Raw genomic sequence first — 22,133 nt, 5'->3', positions numbered from 1 at the left:
ATTTTAAACGGGCGTAAAACATACACCCGCAAGTACAATTTTAATGGGTAGATATAAGGCAGGAACGCTTGGTTATTTACCCGCGCCCTTTTTCATTTCAGGTGCAGCTTGTCCCGGCGGCGGACCTAATGTGATCTTACCGCTGTCGCGTAAACGCTGAAAACCTTCGGTGATCACCTTGTCGCCAACTTCTAAACCATCCATTACAATTACCTTATCTTGTATACGTGGCCCAAGCACTACCTTTTTCTGTAAGGCAATGGTATCTTTAGCGGTAAACACAAAAAACTCACCCATTTGCTCGGTTACTGATTTGTACGGGATCAGGATACGGTCGCCCGATTGATTGTTCAATACCTGTAACACACCGCTCATACCATCACGCAGTACATCTTTATCATTGGTAAATTGTACCCTTACCTTAATACTACCGGTTTGGTTGTTAACTCCCCTATCGATAGCTACAATTTTACCCGGCTTATCGTACATGCTGCCGTTAGATAGTTTCAGTTTGAAGGTGGTATCGTTGGTGCTGCTTTGCAGTTTGTAAAAACGTTCGATATCCTGCTCGTTGATCACTACATCAATACCTATAGGGTTTTCGGTTGATATGGTATTTAATAAGGTAGTACCTGATGATACCTGCGAACCTAACCTCACCTGCGATATACCTATACGGCCTGTAAAAGGCGCGGTAATAGTAGCGTAAGAAAGATCGGTACGGGCAGATTCAAGCGCGGCTACGGCTACGGCAACCTGGCCTTTACTGGTTTCAAACGCTGCAAGTGCCTGATCAACCGTTTGGCGGGCAATCGCGTCGTTCTTCAACAACATATTATAGCGGTCGATATCTTTTTGCGCTTTTACCAAGTTGGCTTTCGCGCTTAATACATTGGCTTGTGCCTGCTGATAAGCAGCAAGATATTTACGACGGTCAATTTCGTATAGCGCTTTTCCTTTTTGTACTACCTCACCCTCTTTAAAGAAGATGCCTGTTATAAAACCCGGTACCTGGCTGCGCAGCTCAACATTGTTAAGTGCCACCACAATACCCTGGTAACTGTCGTAATAAACTGATTCGGCCTTTTTTGCCTCGGTTACGTTTACCGGGGTAGCAGGTGGCGGACCTGCCTGCGGCTGTTTATTACCGCATGCTGACCATGTTAGGATGATGATTGGAGCCAGCCAATATATATAATTGTGTTTCATATTCGGTAGTTTAGTTTTGTTGAGGTGTAAGGGTTCCTAATGATTTTTGAAAATCTATCTTACTTGATAATAGTTGAAATAACGCGTTATAATAGTTAAGCTGCGCGGTACGCAAATCAGCTTGCGAAACAATCACATCCAGGTAAGTTTTAACGCCTTCGCGGTATTGCAGGCTTACTACATTGTATACGTCTTTAGCCAGCTCTACGTTTTCTTTTACTAATTGCCAGGCCGTATAGTTTGTTTTGTAATTAGCCAAAGCCTGTACATACTCTGTATTCAGCGAGTTTTTGGTATTGATTATGTCGAGGTCAACCCTGTCTTCCTGCAAGCGGGCTTTGCTTAAGTTTTGCAAACGCCTTGTACCCGTAAATATTGGTATGCTTAACGATAACCCTACATAACCGTTAGGGAATGTATTGGTATACAGGTTTGACAGGTTTTTATTGGCATATATTAAGTTGTAGTTGGCAAATGCTGATAACGACGGCAAAAAGCCCCACTTGTAGTAATTTACATTAAGGTTGCGTAACGATTTGGTGCTTTGCAGCAAACGGTACTCGATACGGTTATTAACGTCGAGCGTTTGGTTGGTATCTATCAAAGCGGCCTGCTCATAACGGCTCGAATCATAAGCCAAGGTTAAATCACCTGCCTTGCTCACACCCATAATTTGCTTTAAATAAGCCAGTTTGCTTTTTATAGCTTCTTCTGTTTGCTTACGGGTAACCTTTGAATTGTTGAGCGCAATGGTAGCCTGTTTGTAATCTGTTTTATCAGATACGCCAGCCTGGTAGCGACTGCTTGCATCTTTTAAGCTGCGTTGAAGGCGTATAATATCTTCGTTGGTAATGTTGAGTTGTTTTTGAGAGAGCAATACATCAAAAAAGGCCTTGCTTACATCGGCCACTACATTAATTTGGCTGCTTACCACATTCTCTTTATAATATTGCCTTGAATAGCGGGCAGCACGCGCGGCCAGGAATACGTCATTATTATACAATACCTGGTTAGCCTGCAAACCTAAGGTAGAAAGATTGCTGATATCGCCGCTGTTGGTACCGCCCGGCAAACCGCCGCCGGCAGCACCCGCAACCGGGCTACCTTTAAAATAATGTTGCACATTGCCTGTACCGGTAACCTGGGGAAGCCACCCTGCCAAACCAATACGAATATCGCGTTCGTTGATTTGCTCATCGATAGAAGCCTGCCTTACCACAGGTTGATTGCGCAACGCGAAATCAATGGCCTGGTTTAAATTTACGGTTTCGGGCAAGCTATCTGTTCTGATTTGGGCAAAAACGGTTATTGATAACAGGTTGAAACAGGATATCAATAGTGGAATTTTTTTCATATAAACAGATATAGTAGATTTTTTATAAGCAGCAAAACTACGCTCAATAATTCTAAATACTTTGTAATATTTAAGCGATTGTTTGCTAATATGTTATTAATATGACTTACTTTTTACACACAACAAAATTTTTACGTAAAGGTTGTGTTACCTGTTACTAAACACCCGATTATTAATCTTTTTTATAGCGAAATGAAAAAATTTGACACTGATTAAATAAAAAATTTGATTAATTTGCAGGTTAGAATGAATATGGTAATTTTTTGGAGGGTGATAAAAAATTTACACTCGACATCGTTATATATTATTTATTCATACTATTTTTACAAAAAATTTAAGCAGGGTTAATACATGGGTAAAAAGCTACACCAAAAGATTGCTCAGTTCCAGGATGCAAATATGATCAGGGAGAAAGGTCTGTATCCGTTTTTCAGACCAATCGAATCAGGACAGGATACTGAAGTTATTATTAATAATAAACGCGTACTCATGTTCGGGTCAAACTCCTATTTGGGGTTAACCAACCATCCTAAGATCAAAGAAGCATCCAAGAGAGCAATTGATAAATATGGTACAGGCTGTGCAGGTTCTCGTTTTTTAAACGGTACACTTGACATACATATCGAATTAGAAAACAAGCTGGCTACCTATGTAGGTAAAGAAGCCGCGGTTTTATTTAGTACCGGTTTCCAGGTGAACCTGGGGGTACTGTCGTGCATTACAGGCCGTAACGATTATTTGATACTTGACGAGTATGACCACGCTTCTTTAATAGATGGCAGCCGTCTTTCTTTTTCAAAAGTTATAAAATACGCGCATAATGATATGGCTGATCTTCAGCGCAAGCTTAGCTTGTTGCCAGAGGAAGCAGTTAAGGTAATTGTGGTTGACGGTATTTTCAGCATGGAGGGTGACATTGTTAAGTTACCTGAAATTGTGAAACTTGCCGATGAGTACGGTGCCAACATTATGGTTGACGATGCCCACAGTTTAGGCGTTATCGGCGAAAATGGTTCGGGTACAGCGTCACACTTCGGCCTAACCGGCGAGGTGGATCTGATCATGAGCACATTCAGTAAATCACTGGCATCATTAGGTGGTTTCATCGCCAGCGATCATGATACTATTGATTACCTTAAACACCGTGCACGTTCATTAATGTTCAGCGCGAGCATGACCCCGGGCTCTGTAGCCAGCGTAATTGCCGCGTTAGATATCATCGAATCAGAGCCTGAGCGTATTGCCAAGCTTTGGGAGAACACTAACTACGCCACCAAATTATTTACAGAAGAAGGTTTTGATATCGGCGCGTCAGAAAGCCCGATATTGCCTATCTACATACGTGATAACGATAAAACCTTCCTGGTAACTAACCAGCTGCAAAACGATGGTATATTCGTTAACCCGGTTGTATCACCTGCTGTACCTTCTGATTCATCGTTACTCCGCTTCTCGTTAATGGCCACACACACCTTTGACCAGATAGACGAAGCTGTTGAAAAAATATCGAAAGCCTTCAAAGAGGTGGGCGTTACCACCATCAAAGAAAGAATATAAATTAAATAGAGCACCGCGACAACGGTGCTCTATTTAATTGTACCACTACATAAACATCATTATACCATAATGAAACAATTAGTTTCGGTTAAATCGAAAAAAGAACTCGCGGCTTTTATTGATTTCCCGCACGATCTGTATAAGAACGATCCTAATTATGTCCCCGAACTATTTATCGCCCAAAGGGACATTTTAACTGACACCCACCCCTTTTTCAAGCACTCATCCCTGCAATTGTTTTTGGCGTATGATGGCGATAAAATAGTTGGCCGTATAGCCGCTATATTTAACAACAATCATAACAGCTTCAATAATGTTACCGATGGCTTCTTTGGCTTTTTTGATTGTATAAACGATTGGGAAACCGCCAAAATGCTTTTCGACGCGGCTACCGATTGGGTAAAAGAAAGAGGTGCTACCAAACTAGTTGGTCCGGCAAATCCTTCAACCAACGAAACAGCAGGTTTATTGATCAAAGGCTTCGATAGTCCGCCTGTAGTGTTGATGACCTATAACCCGCCGTATTATATTGATTTGGTGGAGAAATATGGTTTAACCAAACAGGTTGATCTTTTTGCTTACAGCTGGAAAGGCCAGCATTATAACGATAAATCGCTTACCTTGCTTGATAAGCTGCAACAGCGTTTAACACGCAGCAATATCATCATCCGTAAAATCAACCTTAAAAACTTCAAACAGGAAGTTGCCGCGCTGCGCGAGGTGTATAACCATGCCTGGGATAAAAACCTTGGTTTCTTCCCGATGACGAATGATGAGTTTGATTACATAGCTAAAGACCTGAAGCTAATATTAGACCCCGACTTTGCCTTTTTGGCCGAGCAGGATGGTAAAATAGTAGGTTTTGGCGTAGCCGTACCCGATGTAAACCAGATATTGCGCACCATTAAAAGAGGCCGCCTGTTGCCTACCGGTATCTTCAAATTACTATTCAACAAAAAGAAGATACGTGGCATACGCATTATGCTGCTTGGTGTAATAGATGGCTACCGTAAAATGGGCATCGAGGCTTGTTTGTATGGCAGCATTATTAAAGAATACCGCCGCAAAAACCTCGATTATGCCGAGGCCAGCTGGACACTTGAACACAATGAGATGGTAAATCGTGCTATTGAAGCCATAGGCGGCAATCAGTACAAAACATACCGTATCTACGAAAAAAATATATGAAGGAGCGGGTTTTAATAACCGGTGCAAGCGGCTTTGTAGGGTATCATCTTGTTAATGAAGCTTTAAAGAACAATTTAGAGGTGTGCGCCGCTGTACGTAAAAGCAGCAAAATAGACCACCTTAAAGAGTTTGATATTCAATATATCTACCCGGATTTCAGCGATCGTGAGGCATTGACCGAAACGCTGAAAAATGAGAAGTTCGATTATATTATACATGCCGCGGGGGTTACCAAAGCGCGTTCGCAGCGTGAATATGATCTTATAAACGCCGGTAATACAGCCAATTTAGCTGCCGCTGCTGCCGATTCGGGCGTAAAAAAGCTGGTGCTGATCAGCAGCCTTGCTGCCGTAGGCCCTCTGCACAGCCTTGATGGTATTATAAAAGATAACACTACGCCTAACCCGGTAACGGCTTATGGCCGCAGCAAACTGGCAGCCGAAGAACGCCTTAAAGTATTTAAAACCTTGAACTATACCATACTGCGCCCAACGGCTGTTTATGGCCCGCGTGATAAGGATATATTTATTTTTTTTAAACAGGTTGTTAAGGGCATTGAACCTTACATTGGCTCAAAAGCGCAAAAGCTGAGCTTTATTTACGTAACAGATTTGGCGAAGGCCAGCATAAAAGCCTTATACGCAGGTAATAAAAAAACTTATATCATTGCCGACGGAAATTTTTATGATAAATACGCGTTAGGAGATATAACAAAAAGTGTGTTAAATTTGCGTACCTACAAATTTCATCTGCCTGTAAACTTTGTAAAAGTGATAGCCGGTATTGCCGAAAAAGTTAGTTCTTTGAGCAATAAGGCTTCGGCACTGAATATTGAGAAACTTAATGAACTTACTGCTGCTAACTGGTATTGCGATATAGAAGAGGCAAAACACGACCTTGGTTTTACCCCGCACTATGACCTGCATGCCGGCTTAACAGAAACGCTTAATTGGTATAAAGCTAATAAGTGGCTCTAAACCATATTATATAATTAACAGAAGAAGAAGAATGAAAAGCAACATTAAACCTGCTGAAGGTAAATTAGGAATTTTACTTCCTGGCCTCGGCGCCGTAGCAACCACACTGATTGCCGGTGTTGAAGCTGTAAAAAAAGGCATCTCACAACCTATCGGCTCTCTTACTCAATTGGGCAATATCCGTTTAGGTAAAAGAACTGAAAACCGTAACCCTAAAATCAAAGATTTTGTGCCATTGGCTAATCTTAACGATATTGTTTGGGGCGGATGGGATGTTTACGCTGATAACGTATACGAGGCTGCGAGCCACGCGCGTGTATTAGAACAACATCACATTGAAGCTGTAAAAGAAGAATTACAGGCCATTGTGCCTATGAAAGCCGCGTTTGATAAAAACTACGCTAAAAACCTTGATGGTACCCACGTTAAAGAAGGAACCCGTTATGAACTGGCCCAGCAATTAATTGAGGACATCACCAACTTTAAAGAAAAAAATGGTCTTGATCGCGTTGTATTGGTATGGTGCGGTTCAACCGAAGTTTACTTTGAAGCATCTGACGTACACAGCTCGCTTGAAAAATTTGAGCAAGGCTTAAAAAATGACGATAAGCAAATTGCACCAAGTATGCTTTATGCTTACGCTGCATTAAAATTAGGTATTCCTTTCGCTAACGGCGCGCCTAACTTAACTGTAGATATCCCTGCACTTATCGAATTGGCTAAAGAAACCCACACGCCGATTGCCGGTAAAGATTTCAAAACCGGTCAAACGTTAATGAAAACCATTTTGGCTCCGGGCTTCGAGGCTCGTGCTTTGGGTGTTAGAGGCTGGTTCTCTACCAACATTTTGGGTAACCGCGATGGTTTGGTACTGGATGATCCGGATAACTTTAAAACCAAAGAAGTATCAAAATTAGGTGTACTGGAAGATATTTTAAAACCGGAAAGCAATCCTGAATTGTACGGCGAGATCTACCACAAGATCCGTATCAACTACTACCCTCCTCATGGCGATAACAAAGAAAGCTGGGATAACATCGATATCTTCGGTTGGATGGGCTACCCTATGCAAATTAAGATCAACTTCCTTTGCCGCGATTCAATCTTAGCCGCGCCTATCGCGCTTGACTTAGCTTTATTTAGCGACTTCGCTAAACGCGCTAATATGAGCGGCGTACAGGAGTGGTTATCATTCTACTTAAAATCGCCGCAAACCGCACCTGGTTTACCGGCCGAGAATGATATTTTCAAACAACTGATAAAACTGCAAAACACTTTGCGTTACCTGATGGGCGAAGATTTGATAACCCACTTAGGACTTGACTATTACGAAGAACTTGTTGAAAGCGAACAATAGTTAAAACTATAAATTGTAAAGCCCGGTTATTGTTATAAATAACCGGGCTTTTTTGCGTACTTTCGCGCCAATTAAAAATTATTTATAGTAAGTAACTTTTTGCTGTTTTTTACGTCAATATAACAAAGCTAAAACAACAATTGCCTTACAAGCCTGGTAAATGAAGTACGCCGGCAAATAATATTAATGAATTGCTATTTAATGATTTAGGAATATAGTTTATATTATGGCTACGTTTATAAAAGCCCAGGCTTCTTCGTTAATAGCATCAGTAATTGACTATCTGACCACCGTGGTATGTAACGAGGTTTTCCATGTGTGGTACCTTTATTCAAACTTTACGGGTACGGTTATGGGCGGCGTTGCCAACTTCGCTTTAGGCCGGTTTTGGGTTTTTGATGGTAAAAAAAAAAATGCGCCTACACAAATTATTAAATACATAGTGGTTTGGATAGGTAATTTGATATTGAACAACGGAGGCGTTTTTTTAGCTACACACTTTGGTGGTTTAGATAAATATATATCAAAAATAATTGTGTCGTTGGTGGTGGGTATAGGGTATAATTATTTCCTCCAAAAAAAGTTTGTTTTCGCGTAACGCTCAATCATATAAATGGACTGTAAAATCTTGTTGAAAAAATTACTTTTATTCCCCCTATTCCTACTCACTTCATCCATACTGTTTGCTCAAAACACGGTTGTTAACGGCATAGTTACCGATGCCCGCACCCACAAAAGCATATCTTATGTATCGGTTTCGTTTACCGGCAGCACCATTGGTGTAAGTACCGGTAACGAGGGTAAATTCACTATACGCTCTACCAAACCGCAAACTGCTATACAGGTTTCATTTGTTGGCTATAAATCAGCCACCGTAAATATTAAGCCGGGGATTGAACAAACGGTTAACGTACGCCTTGTGGCCGAGGCACAGGAGCTTGACGAGGTGTCTATAAAGGGGGCCAAACGAGCAAAATACACCAACAAGAATAATCCTGCAGTTGAGCTCATCCGCAAGGTTATTGAAAATAAGGAGAAGAATCAGCCCGAAAGCTATCCGTTTGTGGAGTACAAAATGTACGATAAAATGCAGTTTTCGTTCCTCAACGTATCTGATAAACTATCCGAAAAGAAATTTTTCCGCAAGTATAAGTTCATTATTGAGAACCGCGATAGCACCACCGTACCGGGTAAAACGCTGCTGCCATTTTACCTGAACGAAAAGATATCGCAGTACTATTACCGTAAAGATCCTAAAAGGGAGAAGACCATTGTACTGGGCGAACGCGGTGTAAACTTCGGGTCGTTTATTGATAACGATGGTATGGGCCAGTACTTTAAGCACATGTACGCCGAGGTAAATATATACGATACCAATATATTTTTACTTACCAACCAGTGGCTTAGTCCTATCTCGGGCCCGGCACCAACATTTTACAAATTCTTTATTACCGATACCGTTACTACCGAAAATAACAGCAAACTGGTGGAGCTGAGCTTTACGCCCCGCAATACTACCGATATGCTTTTTGAGGGTAAAATGTATATCACCACCGATGGTAATTACGCCGTGCAGCGTGCCGTTTTATATCTGAACCGCAACATCAACCTTAACTTCGTTAAATCGATGCGGGTTGATCTGGATTTTGAACAAAACCCTGATGGCCGTTATCACCTGAGCAAAAGCAGCACACTTGCCGACTTTGGTTTCAACAAGAAAAGCAATGGTGGCTTGTTCGGAATACGGACGCTCACCTTTAAAAACTACGCGGTTGGTTCGCCTCGGCCCGATAGTACCTACCGGGGCGATGCCGTTGAACAAAACGACGAGGTAAAAAACCGCGACGAACGCTTTTGGACGGAGAACCGACTGGATACCCTTACTACGGCAGAATCAAAGGTTTACAAAAACATCGACAGCCTTACCCACATGCCATCGTACAGGCGCTTATCTGATATTGCCTCGTTACTGGTATTTGGCTACAAAGGCTTTGGTAAATTTGAGATGGGCCCGGCTAACTCATTTTACAGCTTTAACCCGGTTGAAGGTTTCAGACTGCGACTGGGCGGGCGTACCACGCCAGAATTGAGTACACGCGTTTACTTTGAAACTTACGCGGCTTATGGTTTTAAGGATGAACGCTGGAAGTATTTTTTAAGCGGTACGTTCTCGCTTAATAATAAATCTATCTACAAATTTCCGCAGCATTTTATAAGGGCAAGCTTTCAGCGGGATACCAAGATACCCGGTTTAGTGCTCGATTTTGTACGCGAGGACAATTTCCTGCTATCATTTAAGCGTGGCAATAACGACAAGTACCTGTATAATGATTATTACAAGCTTGATTATGTACACGAATTTAAGAACCGTTTTTCGGTTAACCTGGGCTTCACCAAATGGACACAGGAGCCTGCCGGGTCATTATATTTCAATAATTTTATAAATAATACCCTTACTACCGATAAAGACCTCACTACTACCGAGCTATCGGCTACTTTGCGCTATGCGCCGCACGAATTGTATTATCAAGGTAAAATGTTTCGCAGAACGGTGCCAACCAAGTATCCTATCTTTTATTTTAACTATACTCGCGGCGTGAAAGATCTTTTCAACGGCGAATACAATTATAACAGGATATTTGGCCGTATAGATAAGCACTTTTACCTTTCGGTATTCGGTTATGCCGATGTATCGGTTGAGGCCGGACGCATATTCGGGCAGGTACCTTATCCCCTGCTGAACATACACAGGGCCAACCAAAGTTATGCTTACGATATTGAATCATATAACCTGATGAACTTTTTGGAGTTTGTGAGCGATCATTACCAGGCTATCAATATCGATCAGCATTTTTATGGTTTCTTCTTTAACAAGATCCCGCTGCTTAAAAAATTAAAATGGCGCGAGGTTGTATCATTCAAAGCGCTTTATGGCGGTATCAGAAGCGAGAATGATCCATCTCTTCACCCTAACCTTTACCAGTTTCCGGTGGATGCCAATGGCGCGCCTATAACTTATGCACTTGGTAAAACCCCTTATATTGAGGGTAGTGTAGGTATTGAAAATATTTTTAAATTTATACGTTTAGATTTGGTTAAGCGATTTAACTATTTAGATAACCCAAATGTATCTGAATGGGGTATACGCACCCGTTTAACGTTTGATTTTTAATAACACGAATTAAAAATTATGGCACAAACAACAACAACTACAACGCTGCGCACCAATTTGCAGCTGGGTATTTATAAGGTGATTGATCCTTTTGTAAAGGTATTGATCAAACTTGGCCTTACTCCTAACGCGGTTACCTCAATCGGTTTTATACTGAATGTGGGTGTGGCCATTATATTTATTACCGGCGCCGAAGGCGGTAGCCGTATTGATTTTAGCTATGTAGGCTGGGCCGGTGGCCTTATCTTGTTTGCAGGTTTATTTGATATGCTCGATGGGCAGGTAGCCCGTTTAGGCAACATGAAATCAACCTTTGGCGCGTTGTACGATTCGGTGCTCGACCGCTACAGCGAACTCATCATGTTTTTGGGTATTTGCTATTACCTGGTAGCGCACCATTATTTTTTAAGCTCGATATTTGCTTTTATAGCGTTGATTGGCTCAATGATGGTAAGCTATGTACGTGCACGTGCCGAAGGCTTAGGTGTTGAGGTAAAAGGCGGTTTAATGCAACGCCCCGAGCGTGTGGTAACCATTGGCCTTTGCGCCATGCTTTGCGGTATCATGTCTAACTACATTGGCGGCGATTATAAATTGTTCATCCCCGGTATCAGGTACCACGTGTTCGAAACCATGTCTATCTTCACCATACCTATTACCATACTGGCCGTTTTAACCAACGTTACCGCTTTTAACAGGTTGAGAGACGCTAAAAAAGCCCTTGAAGAAAAGGAACAGGCGTAAGCATGAGGTTAATTTTTACTGTACTATTCTTTTTTTCGTTCGTATATTTTAATGCATCTGCAAGTGTAAATAACCATGGCATTGCTAAGTTAGATACCCTTGCAGATGAAAAGTTCCCCACCCCGGCAGCCAATCATTTACGTTTATTTTACCTTCAGCGCGATCCTAATACCAATACCGTAGCCTACGATATTGTATTGAATAAGAACGGCGAAGCCGATGAAGACGACGGCCCGGTGCATGCTTACTGGCTGCGTTATACCGATAAAGGGCAACGCGAAGAGCTCAATTTTATCCAGCGAAAATTCGCTTACGGGCTCAATATTAAAAATGTGGGCAAGGATAAGTACGATATCAGATTTGTGTCATACAAAAAAATTCCGCTCACGTTAATGAAGGGAAGTGACGGAAAATATCATATCTTCGTAACTATTTCTAAAAGGCAAGTAATTCTTAACCGTATTTTCATCAGGATTAATGGAGGAGCCTTTTGGTCGCCAAACGTTATATATGTGGAATTTAAGGGCACAGATATATCAACAGGCAAAGAAATAACAGAAAGGTTTAAACCCTGAATAGTAAGATGAAGAATTTTGTTTCAAATTCACAGGAATCGGTAAGGATGTTCAAAAACGACTTCCTTGAAAGTTTATCTAAAGTACATTACACCGTACCATTATATGTGTACGTTCCGGTTATTCTATATTGCTCATACCTTGCGCTTTTTGAAGATAATATTGGCGTAGGCTTATTCTTTGGCCTGGTGTTGGGCGGCTTATTCGTATGGACGTTTGTTGAATACATATTACACCGCTTTGTTTTCCATTTTGTACCTAAAGCCGGGTGGGCATTGCGTTTGCATTTTATTTTCCACGGCGTACATCATGATTACCCGAGCGATGCCAAAAGATTGGTAATGCCGCCATCGGCAAGTATCCCATTGGCTACCGGTTTTTACTTTTTGTTTAAATGGTTATTGCCGTTGCATTATGCCAATGCTTTTTTCCCGGGCTTTATTATAGGTTACCTGGTGTATGATATATCTCACTATGCCATCCATCACTTTAATTTCAAAAACAGCTTTTGGAAAAAAATTAAGCAGCATCACATGCTGCATCACTACTCCGACCCAAGCAAAGGTTATGGCGTAAGCTCACCTATGTGGGACAAGGTGTTCCGTTCAGATTTCATTAAAAAATAATATGGCACAAACTGCTGCCGCAGTTAAAACATTAAACGCCACATCGGTACTTACTGTTTCGCTTGCTTCTATTGCATACCTGCTGCTATCATGGCTGCTGGTAGGTTTTAAAACCGACCAGTTATTTCTCGTATTTCTTTTTAACGCGTTCTTTTACGCGTCGGGCATTACGCGTAAGTTTATTACAGGTTTTGCCATCTTCGTGATCTACTGGATCATTTATGATTATATGAAGGCTTTCCCTAATTATGATTATAACCCGGTACATATTGCTGGCCTGTACAATGCCGAAAAATCTATCTTCGGGATTAATTTTAACAGCAGCCTGCTTACCCCCAACGAATACTGGCGACTAAACAGCCTTACATTTTTAGATGTAATGAGCGGTATATTTTACCTCTGCTGGATCCCTGTACCTATGGGCTTTGCGGTTTACCTGTTTTTTTATAACCGCAGGCAGTTTTTGAGCTTTCTGCTCACCTTCTTTTTGGTTAACCTGCTGGGCTTTGTGGTTTACTACACCTATCCCGCCGCACCGCCATGGTATGTGCAGCATCACGGGTTTGATTTTATTAAACATACTCCCGGCAATACCGGCGAGCTATTTAAATTCGACCGCTTTTTTGGGGTGAATATATTTCAAACCATTTACGCCAAGGGATCAAACGTTTTCGCGGCTATGCCTTCGCTACATTCATCGTACCCGGTTATTGTACTGTATTATGGCATCAAAAACCGACTGGGTTTAGTTAACCTGTTTTTTGGTTTGGTGATGATAGGTATATGGTTTTCGGCAGTATACACCAGTCACCACTATGTGTTGGATGTATTGTTTGGTATTACAACCGCCATTGTGGGTATTATCACTTTCAACCTGCTGTTTACCAAAGTGGCTTTTCTGCGCAACTTTTTAAACAAGTACGAGCTGCTGATAAAATAATTTCCTGAACATTTATTGTACTAAATATTATACTAAGCCGATGATCTGCATTATCGGCTTATTTTTTATCCGGAATATTTTTCAACCACCGAATGTCCGAAACATACTAAAAGGCTATAATGTTTTTACATGAGTGAAATAATTTGAGTAGAAGCAAAATCGGGGCATTCTATTTGTTGTAGGCGTAATAAGTTATTTACAGCCTGTACAGTATATGAAAAAACTGCTTACCCTGATTACAATTATTATTGCCGTTTCCATAAGATCATCAGCCATTGCCGGTGATACCGATACCCTCCGTATTGGCCTTGATAGCCTGAAACAACAACTGCAACTTACTACTAATGATTCGCTGAAAGGTCCTATCTATATTCAAATAGCCGGTGAATACATGCTGCAATACGATAGCTTGCTGAATAAACGCCAAAAACTAAATTGCCAAAACGAGGCCCTTAACTATACCTATCAGGCGTTGCATGTGTACAGCAAATACAGCGATACTACAGGTTTGCGTACTTCTTTTGATAACCTGGCTAAGATATACCATACTCAAAAAAAATACAGCCAAGCCAAATGGTTCATACTGCAATCGAACACGCTATCGCGGATGAAGAATGATACAGCCAACATTATCACATCGTTGATAAAACTGGCGGCTATAAAAACCGATATTAAAGATTATACCCTTGCCATGCGCGATCTGAACGAGGCCCTCGAGCTATCTACCCATACCGGCGTTGCACCTAAGCAGGCTGTGGTGCAAAAAAGCTACGCAAGGCTGTACACCAAAATGAAGGATAAAAAGAAGGCATCAATAGCGCTCCGCAAATCAAAATTATTGAGCGATACCTTACGCATCAATAGCGCGAAAACGCTTAGCATAGCCGATAATCAACCGGTAAAGAAGAAAGCGTTGAATAAAAGAACCGCGAAACCTGTTGTAACTAAAAAGCTGGCATCTATCTGATCCTGATTTAAAAATCAGCAAACCTACATAATTAAACCACCGGCTTTATCGTTTGTCATACTGATATATGAAACGATTGGGATTAAGTATAGCAGGATTAAGTTTTGTATTGATACTGCTCAGCAACACGCAGGACAGTAACAGCAGTTTTAAACAGGAGTTTTTAGACCGCATAAACCGCGTACGACAGGCTGGTTGTAAATGTGGTACGCAATACATGCCGCCCGCACCTCCCCTGGTTTGGAACGAACAACTCGAAAAGGCCGCCGAAGGCCATGCCGAAGACATGGCCAAACGCAACTACTTTAACCACGAAAGCAAAGATGGCCGCCGCATTCAGGATCGTGTTATTAACGCGGGTTATACCTACAAAGGTTTCCGTAGTTTTGAGATTGGCGAAAACATAGCCTTTGGGCAAATAAGCATTGAAGAAGTACAAAACGGCTGGTTTAAAAGCGAAGGCCATTGCCGCAACCTCATGAATCCGGGCTTTAAAGAAGTAGGCGTATCAACCAGTAAAAAGTATTGGGTGCAGGATTTTGGCGGTCGCGAAGAATTTTCGAAAGAGCAGCAACTGATGATTAAGAAAGGTGCCAAGATCATTCAGAAACGGGGCTAAACGTTACAGTTCATCCTGCTCTTCGTTTATCCTTTTTATGTAGAGCATTATTTCGTTTACCTGCTGGTAGCTGATGTCGCCGAAGCCGTTATACTCCCAGTTTTCCATCTTACTGTCAAACACGATCTCGCCCAAACCTACAGGCCCTTCAGAAAGTTTATACACACCCGTTGAATGCAGCATCCCATTTGGAAGGGTTTCATTTACAGGAATAATGGTAATAACACGATACTTTCCATCATGGAATAGTCTATAACTAACAGGGGCTAACATAACACGCTTTTTTAATAATTACAACGTGCCTTACAATTTTGTTTTTGAAAACGTGATGCTAAATCGTTATTGAAACAATATTTTTACGAGATACTCATTTCGGTTATTAATTACAAAGCCCAGCCCATCATATCCATAACCTGTTTAAAGCCAGGCAATACAGGCGCGTTTATAGTTACCTGCTCACCGCTTACGGGATGTTTGAACACTAAATTTTCAGCGTGTAATAACATGGTGGTCATGTCCCACTTCTCTTTAAAAAGCTTGTTTTGTTTGTTACAGCCGTGGGTACGATCGCCAATAATTGGATGAAAAATATGGCTTAAATGCTTACGGATCTGGTGCATACGCCCCGTAGTGGGCACCACCCTTAGCAGCGAATACCTTGAAGTGGCATGCGCGCCCAGCGGCACATCAATTTCGGCACGTTGCAAGGTGGTGTAAGCGGTAAAGGCCTCCTGCAAGGTTCCGTTCTCCTTACGTAAGGCATAATCTATCTCGCCGTTGTCATCAGTATAACCACGCACTATGGCCAGGTAGCTTTTGCTCACCTGGTTTTCCATAAACTGCTGCTGCATGGCTATCTCTGTTGGTTTATCGAAAGCAAACAGCAGCAGTCCGCCGGTTTTCCTGTCTATACGGTGCACGGGGTTCACCTTTTGGCCAATCTGATCGCGGAGCATTTGCAGGGCAAACTCCTCGGCATCAATGGCAATGGGCGAACGGTGCACCAGCAAACCATGTGGTTTGTTAATAGCTATCAGGTGTTCATCGCGAAAAAGAATATCAAGCATGCTGTTTATGTAAGCCGCAAAGATATTCTAATTTCCGCTTATCGTTCATTTATGGTGTAAACGTGAGTTTGGTATCGCGCCCGGCAGCCAATGGGTATTGCTGATGGGTACGATCTAACACCACGTAAATAGAATCTTTAAACTCGTTTGTTCCCCACAAAATAACCCGGTTTGCCGTTGGCCTACTGTAGTGCAGCTCCTGTTTCTGATCGCGGTTCGCTTTGTTTTTATTGATCAGGTGCAATACGTGATTAACCGTATCGGCCTTATAATAATAGTATTGCCTGCCGCCCAGACCGGATAACTCCCAGGTAATGCTCAAATCGCGTCCTTCAGCGCTGTGCTTCTTCTTTTTCTTTCCTTCTTTAAACCTGCGGATATCGCCACGCCAGTCAAAATGCCATTTACCATCGTACACCTCATCATTGCCGGGATAACTGCCTGCGGCAAACATTTCTATTTGCTGCGGCCTGTTAGCTACCTTAAAGCTTAATGACGACCATTCTTCAAAAGCGGCATCGTGCCATCGTATGCTATCCAGCGGCGAATACGGGATCACCTTGCCGTTCAGCTTAAACTCGGTTACATTGTAGTAGCCCTTCGCTCCTGCTAAACCTGGCGTGTTCGGGATCTTATAAAAATCGTTATGCGTATAGCCATATACTTCAAAAATGAAGAACAACAGCACGAATACAAAATTGAACGAATACTTAATAGCCCAGCGCAGGTACTTTTGCCAGCGCACTTTAAATACCGGGTAGTAATGCACTATGCGGGTATTCACCTGGTTCACTATCAAATTCCATATTCCGGGCAGATCATACCATAAAATAAACAGCGAAACAGCGGCCAAACCTGCGCTTGGTACATGCTCACCAATATCATAAGCGTGATTTGCTATCGCGATGTTACCGAACACCACAAAGGTAATGGCCGCCCCTAATCCCGTAGTTTTACGGAACAATAGCAGGAAGCCGCCAATAAATTCGGCGAAGCCTAAGAATACTTCGTAACGCGGGGCTACACCAATGGCTTCCCAATACAAACGCTTGGCGAAAAAATCGATAAACTCGGTATTATACAAGCCCTCGTTTCCGCTGGGCATTTGCATAATGAACAGCTTTTTATAACCCCACGCAATAGCGGCATAAGCCACACGGTAACGGGCAATTACCCTTACCCAATAGTAGAGCTTATGATACTCTTTACTGTTTTTATCAAGCCTTGTCCAGATAGCCGCGGTAAGCAAGGCTACCAGCAGCACAAAGGGTACGTTCACATAACTCTCCAGCCCGAAAAAGCCGCTTGCCGAAAATATATTTATGAACTGCGGATTAAAGAATGCCACAATTTCGGTAAGCTGCCGGTAGTTTAAGTGGGCATAATCAATATTGTATATGAACACATAAAAGCCTTCATCTAACGGGATAGAGAACAAACCGAAAAACACGAAGGCTATACGGAAAGCGATCTTCTCGATGTTTGTCCAGGGGTTAAATTCAAATGCCTGTGCCGGTATTTTCACTTCCGTGTTAGCAGGAGCGGTTTGGGGTTCGGTAATTACTTCAGCCATGATTATTAATTGCTAAAATTTATATTATCAGGGGTTATCAATAAAGGGCTTTTCGCGGCCCTCGTAAAGCGCGTATTGCTTGTCGTTTCTGTCCAGCACTACGTAAATGGGTTGTTTATACTCGTTGTTGCCCCATAACACAATGCGGTTATTATTCGGCCGGTTATAATGCAGCACCAGCTTTTCGTACTTATATCTTTTGTTCTTATTATATAGCACGAGGATCTTTTTCACGGTATCCGCCTCATAATAATAATGTCTGCGGCCACCGCCGGTACCTGCCGACTCATACGTGCGGTCAACATCTTTAAACTGCTTGCCCCGCCCCGCTTCGCCATGTATATTGAAGGTGTTGAACACGGTAAATGATATGGTTGACCATTTTTCGAATGTTACATTTTGCCAGCGTAAAGAATCAAGCGGCGAGTATGGCACAGGCTGATTATTCACTTTAAATTCGGTGACCTCATATAACCCACGTGAGTTGGCCAATCCCAGCCTTGCAGGTACTTTGTACGAGTCGTGCTTGTAGTTATCGTAATGCAGATAAGCGCTCAGCACAAAATAAATAGCCACCGTAAACATTTTAAGCCCAACGCGGACAGCCTTTTGCCATGGCTTATTGAACGGGAAGTAGTACAACTGCGGCTTTACATTTTTTTCGCGCACCAGCAAATTCCATATCGCGGGCAGGTAGCGCCACAATACAAAAGTGCCGCCCAGGGCGTAAAACGATGCCAGTACATGCACCCCGCCATCATACACATGGTTTGATATGGCGATGTTGCCTATCATTGATACCGCCAGCGCGGCACCAAATGCCCTTGTTTTACGGAAAAAGAGCAATATCATCACCAGCAGTTCGGCTAAGCCTAAAAAGGTTTCGTACCGGGGTACAAAGCTCAGCTGTATCCAGTAAAGTTTTTGCGCTACAAAATCGCCAAAGGGGGTATTCAATTGTGTTAAGGCCAGTTCGGGCATTTGCGAAGGGAAGATCTTTGAAAAGGTAAGCCCCTGCAAACGCGTGATCATGGCGAAGGTTACCGCAACCGTAATAAAGTAGTACAATACCCGGTAATTGGTAGTTTTACGATCAATCAATGTCCAGATGCCTCCACCAATAATGGCGATCAGCAAACTAATGCCCCAGTTGATATAACTGGCCAATCCAAATATGCCGCTCTCTGATTTAATACTTGTAAAGTAAAGACCAGAACCACCAAGGCCTCCCAGATCGCGGATATGAGGATTGAGCCAATTTATATTAAACCATTGCTGATAGTACTCCAGTGTGAGCGGAACTGTCAGTATAAAAAAGAAGATAAAAGCGATACGGAAGGCTATCTTTTCGGTATTTGTCCAAACCGGGGCTGCCGTATCTGAACCTGTAGCGGCGGCGCTTGCTGTTGCTACAGGTTCTTCTGCAATTGTATCTGTGTATGCTGCCATGGCCTTACAGTTTTATAGGTTTTCTGCGGCCTTCAAACAAGAGGTATTTCTTGGTGATCTTGTCCAGCACTGCATATACCGAATCGCGGTGCTCATTTACCCCCTGAACAATAATGGTAGAATCGTTTACCAATTGATAGCTAAGCTGATACTTTTCGTTAGGGTAATATTTGTTTTTATTTTGAAGCGATATGGTTTTGCCCAGCGTATCGGCCTTGTAGGCATAATAACGCCTGCCGCCTACCCCTACCGATTCAAAATCGCGGTCGATATCGTTTACATGGTATACATCGCCGGTACCCGCATCCAGCTTAATAGGCTTGGCTATCTTGATACTGATGGTAGCCCATTTTTCAAATACCACATTTTGCCAGCGGTTGCTATCGGTAATGGTGTATGGAATCTCTTTATTGTTCAGCTTAAACTGGCGTACATTGTAAAAGCCATAAGTGCCTTTTATGCCCGGCGTTTGCGGTAATTTATAGGGTGCGGTATTGTAGTTGGCATAAGTAGTAAAACCTAAAAGCACTACAAACAACACAAACACTGCACGTAAACCAATCCGCAATTTCTTCAGCCCGCTTTCGCTGAAAACAGGGTTGAACTTATTGGCGATGGTATAATTTTCCTGGATGAGCAGGTTGTATAAACGCGACGCATCGTAAGCGAATAAGAACAGGGCTATAACTACGAGGTAGGCGCTGTACACCTGCTCGCCGGCATCATAAGCTATGTTGGCAGCCAATACGTTACCGGTAAAGCCCAGTATAATGCCGGTACCAAATGTAACCGTACGGCGAAAGAACAGCAGCGCGCCCGCCAGTATTTCGGCTATGCCCAAAAACACCTCGTAGCCTTGTACTATACCTATGGTATGAAAATATATCTTCCAGGCAAAAAAATCGCCGTAGTTTGTGTGCAGGTTGCTTAACGATGGATAAGGCATTTGCAGCGGGAACAATTTAATGAGCCCGTAAGCGATAATGCCGATAGCCAGCCTGTAACGCAATATTACCCGCAACCAGTAAAGCTGACTGTCGTAATTCTCTTCCTTTTTTTGCACGGCCGTCCATATAGCGGTGCCCGCTAAAGCTATCACTATAGCTACCAGCCAATTGCTGTAGCCGGTAAGTGAAAAAAATTGCGGCGAGTATTTCGACAGGCTGAACAGGTCGTAAAAATTGAGGTGCAGCCAGTTTATCGAAAACAGGGCACGGTAAAACTTCCAGTCGAGCGGTACGGCCTGTATCACAAAATAAATGAAGAAGAAGCGCAGCGCCAGTTTTTCATAATTCTTCCATTGCGAAGAATGTCCTTTGGATATATTAAAAAAACTCATACGGTTATAATTTTAATAGCGGTCTGATAAATTAATTGCCTATGTAGCCGGGGTTTTGCGTTAAGTTATGGTCGAGCTGTATTTGGGTAATAGGAACCGGGAACAGCAACTCATAAGCTTCAACTTTAATGTTAGGGTCGATGGCTTCCAGCACTGTTTTAGCCCTGCCGGTACGTGCCAAATCAAACCAGCGGTGTGCTTCCCAGGCAAATTCCACACGGCGTTCGTTCTCAATGGCCAATAGTATTTCCTGCTGCGTAACAGCGGTTGATGGAGCTACCTCTGCCCTTGCACGTACCTGGTTCAAGTCGAACAACGCGCCATCCACATCTGATAATTTATTAAGATGCGCCCTTGCCTCTGCACGGATCAGGTATATTTCGGCTATCCTGAAAATGTAAGCCGGATCGGTAGCATCTTTACGATAGTATAAATTACCAAACCACAAGGTATTACCGGCTTGGGTAACGCTGCCTATTAAAGCTTTACGGCCACCCGATACAGCAGGATCATTCAGTAACTGCACAAACTTATCTGTTGGCGCGTAGCGATAGGTACCGCCATTGGTAGGATGCTGCATTTGCGCACGGATGGTGCTTTGGTTAATGGCACTGTATTCCAACTCAAAGATCGACTCCTGCGTGGCCACCACATTATTGGCAAACCACGAGCTGAAAGGCTTCAACAGTTTGTAATCGGCCGGTTTATCGATCAGCTTGGTTGCAAATTCTTCGGCCAATGCCCATTGCTGGCGATACAGGTATAACCTTGCCTTTAATGCCCACACGGTACGTTTTGTAGCACGAATGCGGTTTACGGCATCGGGCAATACAGCTTCGGCTTCGTCCAGGTCTTTTAACACCTGCGCATAGGTTTCATCTAAAGTACTGCGTTTTATGTTCGGCAGGTCTTGTATGGATGTGGTTGGTTTCAGGATGATCTGCGCGCCGCCCCATGCCCTTGCCAAATCAAAGTAAGCCAGCGCGCGGATAAATTTAGCTTCGCCTACTACCTGGTTCTTGGCAGCGTCGGTAAACAAAGGATCTTGTACATCGGGCACGCGGGTAATTACGTTGTTAGCACGGTTAATGGTGTAATAAATAGCCGTCCACGCGGTATTAAAGTTTACGTCATCAGCCCTGAAATTTACATTTACCAGGTTAGCCGCGCCGCCAGTGGTGAGGTTTTTCACATCCCCGGTAGGGAAATAACCTAACGTAACATAGGTTTCGCCATAATAACCGGTTGAGCCTAACTGGCGGTATACACCACGCAAAGCGGTTTGACTGGAAATGGCATCGAATATGGGTGTTTCGTCGGAAACAAAGTTTTTGGGCTCGGTTTCAAGGTACTTTTTGCACGATGACAGCGCGAATACCGTTATCAGCGAAAGTGTTATATATGTTAATTTTTTCATGAT

The 22,133-nt window shown here is 42.7% G+C and carries 20 protein-coding genes; 12 read left to right on the top strand and 8 right to left on the bottom strand.

All coding sequences use genetic code 11. The features are described from left to right. Window positions 1–72 precede the first annotated feature (72 nt). Both ABD894_RS20560 and ABD894_RS20555 read right to left on the bottom strand, forming a co-directional pair. Window positions 73–1,209: an efflux RND transporter periplasmic adaptor subunit gene (locus ABD894_RS20560; RefSeq protein WP_345212955.1), complete on the bottom strand. Its 1,137-nt coding sequence runs from the start codon at window positions 1,207–1,209 to the stop codon at window positions 73–75. Window positions 1,210–1,219: 10 nt separating this feature from the next. Further along, a complete protein-coding gene (locus ABD894_RS20555) occupies window positions 1,220–2,563 on the bottom strand; it encodes a TolC family protein (RefSeq protein WP_345212954.1) in 1,344 nt (447 codons plus the stop codon). 351 nt (window positions 2,564–2,914) lie between these two features. On the opposite strand from ABD894_RS20555, the gene spt reads away from it, so the two are divergent. The 12 genes from spt (at window position 2,915) to ABD894_RS20495 (ending at window position 15,285) form a co-directional block, all read left to right on the top strand. Beyond that, window positions 2,915–4,120: a serine palmitoyltransferase gene (gene spt, locus ABD894_RS20550; RefSeq protein WP_345212953.1), complete on the top strand. Its 1,206-nt coding sequence runs from the start codon at window positions 2,915–2,917 to the stop codon at window positions 4,118–4,120. Window positions 4,121–4,189: 69 nt separating this feature from the next. Beyond that, window positions 4,190–5,308, top strand: coding sequence for a GNAT family N-acetyltransferase (locus ABD894_RS20545; RefSeq protein WP_345212952.1), 1,119 nt, complete (start codon window positions 4,190–4,192; stop codon window positions 5,306–5,308). Beyond that, a complete protein-coding gene (locus tag ABD894_RS20540) occupies window positions 5,305–6,285 on the top strand; it encodes an NAD-dependent epimerase/dehydratase family protein (protein WP_345212951.1) in 981 nt (326 codons plus the stop codon). Before ABD894_RS20545 ends, ABD894_RS20540 begins: the two co-directional genes overlap by 4 nt. 31 nt (window positions 6,286–6,316) lie before the next feature. Beyond that, window positions 6,317–7,642: an inositol-3-phosphate synthase gene (locus ABD894_RS20535; protein ID WP_345212950.1), complete on the top strand. Its 1,326-nt coding sequence runs from the start codon at window positions 6,317–6,319 to the stop codon at window positions 7,640–7,642. 226 nt (window positions 7,643–7,868) lie between these two features. Then, window positions 7,869–8,240 carry a GtrA family protein gene (locus ABD894_RS20530; protein WP_345212949.1) on the top strand — a complete coding sequence of 124 codons (372 nt, stop codon included), beginning with the start codon at window positions 7,869–7,871 and terminating at the stop codon, window positions 8,238–8,240. A 15-nt stretch (window positions 8,241–8,255) separates the two neighbouring features. After that, on the top strand, window positions 8,256–10,814 hold the full coding sequence (locus tag ABD894_RS20525) for a DUF5686 and carboxypeptidase-like regulatory domain-containing protein (RefSeq protein ID WP_345212948.1): 2,559 nt from the start codon (window positions 8,256–8,258) through the stop codon (window positions 10,812–10,814). A gap of 18 nt (window positions 10,815–10,832) precedes the next feature. Next, window positions 10,833–11,558, top strand: coding sequence for a CDP-alcohol phosphatidyltransferase family protein (locus tag ABD894_RS20520; RefSeq protein WP_345212947.1), 726 nt, complete (start codon window positions 10,833–10,835; stop codon window positions 11,556–11,558). Between the two features lie 2 nt (window positions 11,559–11,560). Next, window positions 11,561–12,133: a DUF4833 domain-containing protein gene (locus ABD894_RS20515; protein WP_345212946.1), complete on the top strand. Its 573-nt coding sequence runs from the start codon at window positions 11,561–11,563 to the stop codon at window positions 12,131–12,133. Between the two features lie 8 nt (window positions 12,134–12,141). After that, window positions 12,142–12,759: a sterol desaturase family protein gene (locus ABD894_RS20510; RefSeq protein WP_345212945.1), complete on the top strand. Its 618-nt coding sequence runs from the start codon at window positions 12,142–12,144 to the stop codon at window positions 12,757–12,759. Between the two features lies 1 nt (window position 12,760). Beyond that, entirely contained in the window at window positions 12,761–13,699 is a 939-nt protein-coding gene (locus tag ABD894_RS20505) for a phosphatase PAP2 family protein (RefSeq protein WP_345212944.1), read from the top strand. Window positions 13,700–13,913: 214 nt separating this feature from the next. Beyond that, window positions 13,914–14,666: a tetratricopeptide repeat protein gene (locus ABD894_RS20500; protein ID WP_345212943.1), complete on the top strand. Its 753-nt coding sequence runs from the start codon at window positions 13,914–13,916 to the stop codon at window positions 14,664–14,666. 67 nt (window positions 14,667–14,733) lie between these two features. Continuing rightward, window positions 14,734–15,285, top strand: a complete 552-nt coding sequence (locus ABD894_RS20495) for a CAP domain-containing protein (RefSeq protein ID WP_345212942.1) — start codon at window positions 14,734–14,736, stop codon at window positions 15,283–15,285. 3 nt (window positions 15,286–15,288) lie between these two features. Here ABD894_RS20495 and ABD894_RS20490 read toward each other — a convergent pair whose 3' ends face one another. From ABD894_RS20490 to ABD894_RS20465, 6 genes are all read right to left on the bottom strand, one after another. Next, complete coding sequence (locus ABD894_RS20490) at window positions 15,289–15,558, bottom strand: hypothetical protein (RefSeq protein WP_345212941.1); 270 nt, start codon at window positions 15,556–15,558, stop codon at window positions 15,289–15,291. 110 nt (window positions 15,559–15,668) lie between these two features. Then, window positions 15,669–16,352 (bottom strand): pseudouridine synthase, encoded by a 684-nt coding sequence (locus ABD894_RS20485; RefSeq protein ID WP_345212940.1) that lies wholly within the window; start codon window positions 16,350–16,352, stop codon window positions 15,669–15,671. 49 nt (window positions 16,353–16,401) lie between these two features. Beyond that, window positions 16,402–17,925 carry a hypothetical protein gene (locus tag ABD894_RS20480; protein WP_345212939.1) on the bottom strand — a complete coding sequence of 508 codons (1,524 nt, stop codon included), beginning with the start codon at window positions 17,923–17,925 and terminating at the stop codon, window positions 16,402–16,404. 27 nt (window positions 17,926–17,952) lie between these two features. Further along, complete coding sequence (locus ABD894_RS20475) at window positions 17,953–19,374, bottom strand: hypothetical protein (protein ID WP_345212938.1); 1,422 nt, start codon at window positions 19,372–19,374, stop codon at window positions 17,953–17,955. 4 nt (window positions 19,375–19,378) lie between these two features. After that, entirely contained in the window at window positions 19,379–20,713 is a 1,335-nt protein-coding gene (locus tag ABD894_RS20470; RefSeq protein WP_345212937.1) for a DoxX family protein, read from the bottom strand. Window positions 20,714–20,744: 31 nt separating this feature from the next. Continuing rightward, window positions 20,745–22,130 (bottom strand): RagB/SusD family nutrient uptake outer membrane protein, encoded by a 1,386-nt coding sequence (locus tag ABD894_RS20465; RefSeq protein ID WP_345212936.1) that lies wholly within the window; start codon window positions 22,128–22,130, stop codon window positions 20,745–20,747. Between the last annotated feature and the right edge of the window lie 3 nt (window positions 22,131–22,133).

It is taken from the genome of Mucilaginibacter gynuensis (assembly GCF_039541195.1).
GTDB classification, from domain to species: domain Bacteria; phylum Bacteroidota; class Bacteroidia; order Sphingobacteriales; family Sphingobacteriaceae; genus Mucilaginibacter; species Mucilaginibacter gynuensis.
Note: the sequence above shows the minus strand (reverse complement) of the source record. Positions and strands in the feature narration are given on the sequence as shown.